Raw genomic sequence first — 8,845 nt, forward strand, 5'->3', positions numbered from 1 at the left:
AGCAGGGCTTTCGCGTCACCACGTTCGACTACCGGGGCCATGGCGACTCGCTGCAGGGGCACCTGCGCGATGTGCGGGCCGATCTGACCGACTGGGCGCGGGACTACGAAGCCGTGGTGTCCGCCGCCAAGGCCGCGCTGCCGGCGCAGCCGCTGTTCCTGCTGGGCCACAGCCTCGGCGCGCAGCTGCCGGGCTTGATGCGCAACCCGGGGCAGGTGGACGGGTTGCTGGCCATTGCGGCCGGCAGCGGCTACTGGCGCGACAACGCGCCACGGCTCAGGCGCCTGGTGCCGTACTTCTGGTGGGTGCTGGTGCCGCTGGCCACGCGCATCTGCGGCTACTTTCCCGGGGCCGCGTTGCGCAAGGTGGGCGACCTGCCGGCCGGCGTGATCCTGCAGTGGCGGCGTTGGTGCCTGAACCCGCGCTACAGCGTGGGCGCCGAGGGCGCGGCGGCGGAGCAGAGCTATGGCGCCGTGCGCTTTCCGGTGCTGGCCTGGTCGATGCGCGACGACGAGCTCATGACCCTGCGCGGCACGCACCACCTGCTGGCGCTGTATGCGAACGCGCCGCGCCAGGTCGAGTCGCTCGCGCCGGCCGACGCGCAGGCGCCGCGCATCGGCCATTTCGGCTTCTTTCGCGACCAGTTCCGGGGCAGCCTGTGGCCGCGCGCGGTGCGGGCGCTGGCGGGCCTGGAGGGCGGCAGCGCCGCAGTCACCGGCACGACGGCATGAGGGCGGATTTCGCGGCACACTGGACACCATGACCACACACCATCCTTTGGACAAGGCGCTTGCGCTCACGTCCACCACCGCTGGGCAGTACCACGGGCACACCAGCCCCGGCTACTGGAACATGGTTGGCCCGTTCGGCGGCATCACGGCGGCCGTCGCACTGCGGGCCGTGCTGGAACACCCCGACCTGCTGGGCGAGCCCCTGTCGCTCACGGTCAACTACGCGGTCGCGCAGGCGGCCGGGGAGTTCACGGTGCAGGCCGTGCCGGTGCGCACCAACCGCTCGACGCAGCACTGGACCATCACCTTGTTCCAGGCCGACGCCCAGGGCACGCCCCAGATCACCACCACGGCCACGGCCGTCACCGCCGTGCGCCGCGACACCTGGAGCCTGGGCGACATGCCCATGCCCGCCGTGCCGCAGCCCGCGGCGCTGCCGCGCATCACGCCGGCCATGGGCGTGGAGTGGCTGCGCCGCTATGAGATGCGCCCCGTCGTCGGCGAGCTGCCCGAGCGCTGGGAGGGCCAGGGCGACAGCAGCCTGAGCCAGCTGTGGATGCGCGACGAGCCGGCGCGCCCGCTCGACTTCTGTGCGCTGGCCGCGCTGGCCGACGTCTTCTTTCCGCGCGTGTGGCTGCGCCGCGCGGTGCGCGTGCCGGCGGGAACGGTGTCGATCACGGTGTATTTCCATGCCAACGCCGCCGAACTGGAAGCCACGGGCACGGGCTACCTGCTGGGCCAGGCGCGCGGGCAGGAGTTTCGCAACGGCTTTTTCGACCAGACCGTGCAGCTGTGGAACGAGGCCGGCGCCATGCTGGCGACCAGCCACCAGATCGTCTATTTCAAAGAGTGATGGCGGGCCTGCCCGCACCATCCACCCCCTTCTCAAGGAACCCCCGAGCATGAGCGCAACCCCGCAAGACATCCTGGTGCACACCGAAGCCGGCGTCACCACCATCACCCTCAACCGCGTCGACAAGAAGAACTCCCTGACCCGCGCGATGTACGCCACGCTGGCCGACACGCTGGCGCAGGCCGAGGCCGACGCCAGCGTGCGCGCCGTGCTGCTGCAGGGCGACATCACGGTGTTCAGCGCCGGCAACGACATCGGCGACTTTCTGGCGCAGCCGCCGGCCGAACAGGACGCACCGGTGTTCCGTTTTCTGCACGCCATTGCCGCCTTTCCCAAGCCCCTGGTGGCCGCCGTCTGCGGCCCCGCCGTGGGCATTGGCACGACGATGCTGTTCCACTGCGACCTGGTCTATGCGGGCGACAACGCCGCGTTCTCCATGCCCTTCGTGAACCTGGGCCTGTGCCCCGAGGCGGCGTCCAGCCTGCTGGCCCCGCGCCTGCTGGGCTACCACCGTGCGGCCGAGGCCCTGCTGCTGGGCGAGCCCTTCATGGCCGAGGCCGCCATGGAGGTGGGCCTGGTCAACCGAGTAGTGCCGCCCACCGAATGCAACGCCATCGCCCAGGCGCAGGCACGCAAGCTCGCCGCCAAGCCGCTGTCGTCGCTCATCGAGACCAAGCGCCTGATGAAGAAGGGCATGCTCGAACCTGTGCTGGAACGCATGGCCGAGGAAGGCGCCAGCTTCGGCCGTATGCTGCGCGAGCCTGCAGCGCGCGAAGCCTTCACGGCGTTCATGGAAAAACGGCGCCCGGACTTCAGCGCCCACTGAAGGCCGACCCCGAAGGGGCGGCCGGCGTGCTGGCTGAAGGGCGTGCTGGAATACAACTTCGCGGTGGGCGTCGAATCCGGCATGCCCGCCGACCCGGACCTGCTGCCCATTTTGCTCAAGCTCAAGATCAAGGACACCCCCCTGGCTGTCCACCGCCATCGCCGCAGCGAGATCTGGCCCGTGCACCAGCGCGTGGCCGAGCTGGGCGGGCATCTGCGCACGGGGCTGGAAGACACGTTCTATCTGTCGGATGGAGCCAAGGCGGATTCGAATGGGCCGTTGATTGAGCAGCTGGCGCGGAATGCGGGCGGGAGGTGGCGTCGCCGCGGGAGGCGCGGGGGATGTTGGGTTTTAAGGAGTCGGCGGCTACGGCGGCCATCTGATCTCCTCAGCCTGGGAAGTGGTCAGCTCTTCTCTGGAATCGGCATCCTTGCAAATTGATCGCCGAACGATCAATTTGCAAGGTAAGCGCCTGCGGCCTTCGCGGTGGGTTTGAATTTGATTCAAATTGACGCTTTGCGCCCTGTGGATAAGCGCTGATAGCTATCAGAGAAGAAGTGAGTTCCCCCTGTGGGTTGATAGTGCGGCCAGTAGGTCGGGTTAGCCTGCAAGGGCGTAAACTGACACCCACAGGGCACGTCGGGCGGTGGTCTCGGGTTACGCTGCGCTAACCCAACCTACATGGCTGATGAACAAAATACAAGGACGTTTTCGCGAGAGCGTGGCCGAGCTGGGGAGGGCGCCCGTGTACGGCGCGCGAGGATTTTAGGGTTGGAACCGATGGGCTTTGGCTCGCTAGTGCCATGCTTTCAACTCCTGGGGAGAAGACGTTTCAAACGTGCAGAAAATCCTGGCTCAATGCTGTCCGCGAAAGCGATTAGTCCTGCTAACTCCTGAGCTTCTTTCTCTGGGAGTTCATTCAAGACGCTTCGGTGGTACATCGCACGAATGAGGCGTTTCCGGTCCCGTCCAATTGAAACGTCTCCCTCGGGTGTTAGGACTAGGCCTGTCACAACGCGCTTCCCGGCTCGAGACGCATAGACAGTTTTTCCAGCGTTGATCTTGAGCTTAGGGAAGTCGAGCCCTGCAAGTAAGTCTCTGACGACTCTTTCGTAGCGATCAATCTTCCCGCGTTCACGCGAAGACAGTGTTATGTCATCGGCGTACCTCGTGTACGTGACCCCTTCTGCTGAAGATATGGAGGCAAGCAGATTGTCGAACTCAAACATGATGCTGTTTGAAAGCAGTGGTGAACTCGGGGCACCAATGCACAGACGTAGCGGAGGACTTCGATCGGGAGCCCAACAACAAACGTGCGCAACCAGCTCACATGCGTCAGGACTCAAAATGTTGGAACAGTGACATTGAAGATGAGAGCTGATGTCGCTGCGGAGAATCGACGGAAAAAAGTTGGTGAAGTCCAACTTCAGCATGTATCGACTCGCCGCATGAAGTTCTGCATTTCTTCTGATTGAGACGCCTGGGCGGTAGGCCATCGCTGCTTCGTGAATAGGTAAGTGGGCTGTGAGTTCGCGTATTACCCAACGCTGAATGGCTTTAACTTCTCGTGCTGGTTGAGCGACCGTTCGTGAGCCCCCTGCCTTTTTTGGAATCTCGAAGACCTTGTATCTGAGAGGCGCTGTCCTGATGATGAGGGATAGATGCGAGGGCAGCATGCCCAGTTCTGAAGACATGCGATGTAGGAGCCCTGAACTGTCAAGCAGCATAGCGACTCCGTACATCCTGAATAGCGCGAAAGCGCTTTTTGTCCTCTGCTGCATAGTTTGCGAGCAGATCTGATCGAAAGCGCATGATGTCGAAGTTCTCATCCTTGAAGGTGAACTTCACGTGCTCTCGCTCGGTAATGCTGATGTAGAAGCGCTGATCTCCTTTCGGCTCCATTGTCAGAAGCCCAACCCGCTCAAGTAGAAAGACAATTTGCTTGACTTCGGATTCAGAGCGGTTACATCCCAACCCAACGAGGAGTTGGCGCAACTCGCGAATCGTTAGTGCGGAGCACAACCCAAGCAAGTCACAGGTTAGCAACGCGGAGTCCAACCAGTTTTTGGGATCAAAATTGCGCTCAGGAGTGGGCTTTCCCGCCCTCAGTTTGATCGCCTCAGCCAGCTCCGGCTGCAACTGCTCAGCCGCTGCTGGATCAAATACCCCGGCACCTCGTCCTTGAGTCCAGCGGTGGCACTCGGCGGCGTTGTTGTGAGTTTTTTCTAGGTAGTTGATCGGCCCAAGCTTGATGAACGAGTCCTCTTGGTAGTGACTTGTTTCTATAAAAACTAGCAACTTATTCTTGAACTCATCGATGATCGAGAACAGTCCCAGCTCCGCAATAGAACCGGGGCTTTCGAGTACGAGAACAATTACCGAAGAGAGCTCCGCCAGATGCCGCTCGAAGGAAACAAGATCGCGATAAATTGCGTCGTGTGACCAGTCCTTGTAGTCTTCTGCAACGCGAATGCGGTCATCAATGTCTCTATGTCTAGCCAGTTCGCGATGGATCGCATCGCGTATGGAAACTGGGCGCACAGATGTGATGTCAGTGGGACCACCGCACAAAAAAATGAAGCCCTGATAGGGCTTCAATCGCGATGCCAAAAGATCGATCTTTGCGAGAAGTGCGTCCCTCATCTTTCCTTGTGCGTTTTATAGCTCTTACCAAAATTGCGCTGCGAAACCGGCTTCGGGTTTTCCGAGTGCCCGCAGGAAAACCCGAAGCCGGTTTCGCAGCGGTAAATGCACTCAATCGATACGAGTCTGGCGAAACGCCCGACAATTTCTACGTAACCCCTCAACGTAGAAGCGCGTAAGAACTTGAGATCGTAGCGTTGAACTATGAACAGCGTCAAGAAGTAACAGACATGCGTCGCGTGCTATCGCATAAAGACCGTTGCTTCTGCCCCATCAATGTTGCGGTTGCACTCTTCTTATTGCCTCCGCGACATTCGAACCTACTTCAAAACCATGCCCGTAAGTTCTCGCGAGTTCGTCAGCCCTCTTGCGAAACGCATCCACCCCAGTTCCGTAAATAAACTGCATCGCCCCCCCTGTCCAAGCCGGAAACCCAATCCCAAAAATCGACCCGATGTTCGCGTCATGCACGCTGGTCAGCACGCCCTCGGCTAGGCAGCGCGCGGTCTCAATGGCCTGGCGGTAGAGCAGACGGTCCTGGATTTCCTGCACGCTCCACGCGGCATCTGATTTCTCAAACAAGCCACGCAGCTCCGGCCACAGGTGCTTCTTGGCGCCTGCGGGGTAGTTGTAAAAGCCCCCGCCACCGGCGCGGCCGGGGCGCTTCAATTCCTTGACCATGCGCTCCACCAGCAGCTCGCCGGGCGTGGCGGAATACGTCTTGCCTTCGGCCGCGTAGTCGGCGCGGGTCTGGTCCAGCACGTGCACGCTGAGTGACAGCGCGGTTTCGTCCAGCACGGCCAGCGGGCCCACGGGCAGGCCGGCCTGCATGGCGGCGTTTTCAATCGCGGCGGCGGGGATGCCTTCGCCCAGCATGGCGGCGCCTTCCATCACAAAGATGCCGAAGGTGCGGCTGGTGTAGAAGCCACGTGAGTCGTTGACCACGATGGGTACCTTGCCCAGGGCCTGCACGTAGTCGAAGGCGCGGGCCACGGTCTCGTCATCCGTCTGCTTGCCGCGGATGATCTCGACCAGCTTCATCTTGTCCACGGGGCTGAAGAAGTGGATGCCGACAAACTTTTCGGGCCTGCTGCTTGCAGTGGCCAAGCCGCTGATGGGCAGGGTGGAGGTGTTGCTGGCAAAGAAGCCGCCGGGCGCCAGTTGTGGCTCGGCCTCTTGCGTGACCTTGGCCTTGAGGTCGCGGCTTTCGAACACGGCTTCGATGAGGAGGTCGCAGCCCGCCAGGTCGGCGGCATTGGCGGTGGGCGTGATGCGTGCGAGCAGCGCCTGTTGCGCCTCGGCGGTCATGCGGCCTTTGTCCACGCAGGCTTGCGTGAGCTTGGCGCTGTAGGCCTTGCCGGCCTCGGCCTTCTCGGCGCTCACGTCCTTGAGCACGGTGGTGATGCCCCGGCTGGCCTGGGCCCAGGCGATGCCGGCGCCCATCATGCCGGCGCCCAGGATGCCGACCTTTTGCGGCTTGTAGCGTGGCGCCGTGCCAGGGCGCGACTTGCCGCTCTTGATCGCGTTCATGTCGAAGAAGAAGGTGTTGATCATGTTGCGCGCCACGGGGCCGGTCATCAGGCGGGCGAGGTAGCGGCTTTCGATGCGCAGGGCGGTGTCGTAGTCCACCAACGCGCCTTCGGCCATGGTGGCCAGGGCGGCCTCGGGTGCTGGGTAGCGGCCGCGCGTGGTCTTCTTGAGCATGGCGGGCGCGACGGTGAGGGCGCCAGCAATCTTGGGGTTGGCGGGCGTGCCGCCGGGCATCTTGTAATTCTTGTCGTCCCACGGCTGCACGGCGTGCGGGTGCGTGGCGATGTGGGCCAGGGCGGCGGGCAGCAGCTGTTCGCGCGTGGCGACCAGCTCGTGCACCAGTTGCAGCTCCAGCGCCTCGGCGGGGTTGAAGAGCTTGCCTTCCAGTAGATAGGGCTGCGCGCCGAGCAGGCCCAGCAGGCGCGTCATCTTGGTCACGCCGGTGGCGCCGGGCATGAGGCCGAGCGTGACCTCGGGCAGACCGAACTGGATCTTGGGGTCGGCCACGGCAATGCGGTAGTGCGCGACCAGGGCCACCTCCCACCCGCCGCCCAGCGCCGCGCCGTTGAGGCAGGCCACCACGGGGATGCCCAGGGTTTCGAGCGTGCGGAAGTGCTTCTTCATGCGCTCGATCTCGCCAAACACGGCCGGCGCATCGGCCGGCGTGAGGCGCATGGTGGCCTTGAGGTCGGCACCCGCGAAGAAGCTGGTCTTGGCGGAGGCGAGCACGATGCCCTTGAGCGCGTCGCCCAGGCGTTCGCGGTCGCCCAGCACCTGCGCCGTGACCTCGCCCAGCCCCTGCTGCCACTGGCGGCACATGGTGTTGACGGGGGAGTTGGCTTCGTCAAACGTGATGACGGCGACCTGGCCCTCGGTGTCCTGGGCTTTGACCAGTTCGTAGCGGATGGTTTGCATGTTCTTGTCTCCTGCCGGTCAGACGCGTTCAACAATCGTCGCGATGCCCATGCCGCCGCCAACGCAGAGGGTTGCGAGGCCGTAGCGCAGCTGGCGGCGGTGCAGCTCGTCGATCAGGGTGCCGAGGATCATGGCGCCCGTGGCGCCCAGCGGGTGGCCCATGGCGATGGCGCCGCCGTTCACGTTGACCTTGTCGTGCGGCACACCCAGCTCACGCATGAAGCGCATGGGCACGGCGGCAAAGGCCTCGTTCACTTCGAACAGGTCGATCTGGTCGATGGTCATGCCCGCGCGCGCCAGCGCCTTCTGCGCGGCGGGCACGGGGCCGGTGAGCATGATGGTGGGGTCGGCGCCACTGAGCGCCGTGGCCACGATGCGCGCGCGCGGCGTGAGGCCGTGGGCCTGGGCTGCGGCCCCGTTCCCGATCAGCACGGCAGCCGCGCCATCGACGATGCCGGACGAATTGCCCGCGTGGTGCACGTGGTGGATGCGCTCGACCTGCGGGTAGCGCTGCAGCGCCACGGCGTCAAAGCCCATGGCGCCGAGCTGCTCGAACGAGGCCTTGAGCGCACCGAGGCCTTCGAGCGTGGTGTGGGGCTTGATGAACTCGTCTTCCGCCAGGATGGTCTGGCCGATGAAGTCGCGCACGGGCACGACCGATTGCTTGAAGTGGCCCGCCGCGCGCGCGGCGGCGGCGCGGCGCTGCGATTCGAGCGCGAAGGCGTCCACGTCGGCGCGTGTGTAGCCGTCCAGCGTGGCGATCAGGTCGGCGCCGATGCCCTGGGGCACGAACAGCGTTTCTGAATTGGTCGCAGGGTCTTGCGCCCAGGCGCCGCCGTCGGAGCCGATGGGCACGCGGCTCATGCTCTCCACGCCGCCGGCCACCACCAGGTCTTCCCAGCCACTGCGCACTTTTTGCGCGGCCAGGTTCACGGCTTCCAATCCCGATGCGCAGAAGCGGTTGACCTGCACGCCGGCGCAGCGAAAGTCCCACCCGGCCTTGAGCGCCGCCACCTTGGGCAGCACCGAGCCCTGCTCGCCCACCGGCGAGACGATGCCCATGACGATGTCGTCCACTGCAGCGGTGTCGAAGCGGTGGCGCGCCTGCAGTTCGGTGAGCAGGCCGACCAGCAGGCTGATCGGCTTGACCTCATGCAGGCTGCCGTCCTTTTTGCCTTTGCCGCGTGGCGTTCGGATGGCGTCGAATACATAGGCTTCGGTCATGGCGTGTCTCCGGTATGTTCTGCGGCAGTATATGTTTGTGCGAAGCGTTTGCTTTGTGTAAATCTCGTTTTGTGGCTCTTCCTTTTGATAGAGCTTGCATACTGTGCCGCTGTGCCGCTGTGC

The 8,845-nt window shown here is 63.7% G+C and carries 7 protein-coding genes and 1 pseudogene; 4 read left to right on the plus strand and 4 right to left on the minus strand.

Going from position 1 to position 8,845, the window contains the following annotated elements:
• The 4 genes and pseudogenes from B2J89_RS19970 to B2J89_RS19985 form a co-directional block, all read left to right on the plus strand.
• The coding region (locus B2J89_RS19970; protein ID WP_169170629.1) for an alpha/beta fold hydrolase at positions 1 to 731 on the plus strand (731 nt) is incomplete at its 5' end.
• 28 nt (positions 732 to 759) lie between these two features.
• Positions 760 to 1,584: an acyl-CoA thioesterase II gene (locus B2J89_RS19975; protein WP_169170630.1), complete on the plus strand. Its 825-nt coding sequence runs from the start codon at positions 760 to 762 to the stop codon at positions 1,582 to 1,584.
• A gap of 49 nt (positions 1,585 to 1,633) precedes the next feature.
• Positions 1,634 to 2,410 (plus strand): enoyl-CoA hydratase, encoded by a 777-nt coding sequence (locus tag B2J89_RS19980; RefSeq protein ID WP_169170631.1) that lies wholly within the window; start codon positions 1,634 to 1,636, stop codon positions 2,408 to 2,410.
• A gap of 36 nt (positions 2,411 to 2,446) precedes the next feature.
• Positions 2,447 to 2,793, plus strand: a pseudogene (locus tag B2J89_RS19985) (3-keto-5-aminohexanoate cleavage protein); the annotation flags it as partial.
• Positions 2,794 to 3,219: 426 nt separating this feature from the next.
• Here the strand turns inward: B2J89_RS19985 and B2J89_RS19990 are convergent.
• The 4 genes from B2J89_RS19990 to B2J89_RS20005 all read right to left on the minus strand — a co-directional run bounded on the left by B2J89_RS19990 (position 3,220) and on the right by B2J89_RS20005 (position 8,722).
• A complete protein-coding gene (locus tag B2J89_RS19990) occupies positions 3,220 to 4,239 on the minus strand; it encodes a retron St85 family RNA-directed DNA polymerase (protein ID WP_371809106.1) in 1,020 nt (339 codons plus the stop codon).
• A complete protein-coding gene (locus B2J89_RS19995) occupies positions 4,127 to 5,053 on the minus strand; it encodes a retron St85 family effector protein (RefSeq protein ID WP_169170633.1) in 927 nt (308 codons plus the stop codon). Before B2J89_RS19995 ends, B2J89_RS19990 begins: the two co-directional genes overlap by 113 nt.
• A 273-nt stretch (positions 5,054 to 5,326) precedes the next feature.
• Positions 5,327 to 7,498 (minus strand): 3-hydroxyacyl-CoA dehydrogenase NAD-binding domain-containing protein, encoded by a 2,172-nt coding sequence (locus B2J89_RS20000; protein ID WP_169170634.1) that lies wholly within the window; start codon positions 7,496 to 7,498, stop codon positions 5,327 to 5,329.
• A gap of 18 nt (positions 7,499 to 7,516) precedes the next feature.
• A complete protein-coding gene (locus B2J89_RS20005; protein WP_169170635.1) occupies positions 7,517 to 8,722 on the minus strand; it encodes an acetyl-CoA C-acetyltransferase in 1,206 nt (401 codons plus the stop codon).
• Between the last annotated feature and the right edge of the window lie 123 nt (positions 8,723 to 8,845).

It is taken from the genome of Acidovorax sp. SRB_24 (assembly GCF_012931925.1).

Coding starts and splice junctions, on each gene's coding strand:
- B2J89_RS19975 (WP_169170630.1), top strand. CDS start 760: ATGACCACACACCATCCTTTGGACAAGGCGCTTGCGCTCACGTCCACC.
- B2J89_RS19980 (WP_169170631.1), top strand. CDS start 1,634: ATGAGCGCAACCCCGCAAGACATCCTGGTGCACACCGAAGCCGGCGTC.
- B2J89_RS19990 (WP_371809106.1), bottom strand. CDS start 4,239: ATGAGAACTTCGACATCATGCGCTTTCGATCAGATCTGCTCGCAAACT.
- B2J89_RS19995 (WP_169170633.1), bottom strand. CDS start 5,053: ATGAGGGACGCACTTCTCGCAAAGATCGATCTTTTGGCATCGCGATTG.
- B2J89_RS20000 (WP_169170634.1), bottom strand. CDS start 7,498: ATGCAAACCATCCGCTACGAACTGGTCAAAGCCCAGGACACCGAGGGC.
- B2J89_RS20005 (WP_169170635.1), bottom strand. CDS start 8,722: ATGACCGAAGCCTATGTATTCGACGCCATCCGAACGCCACGCGGCAAA.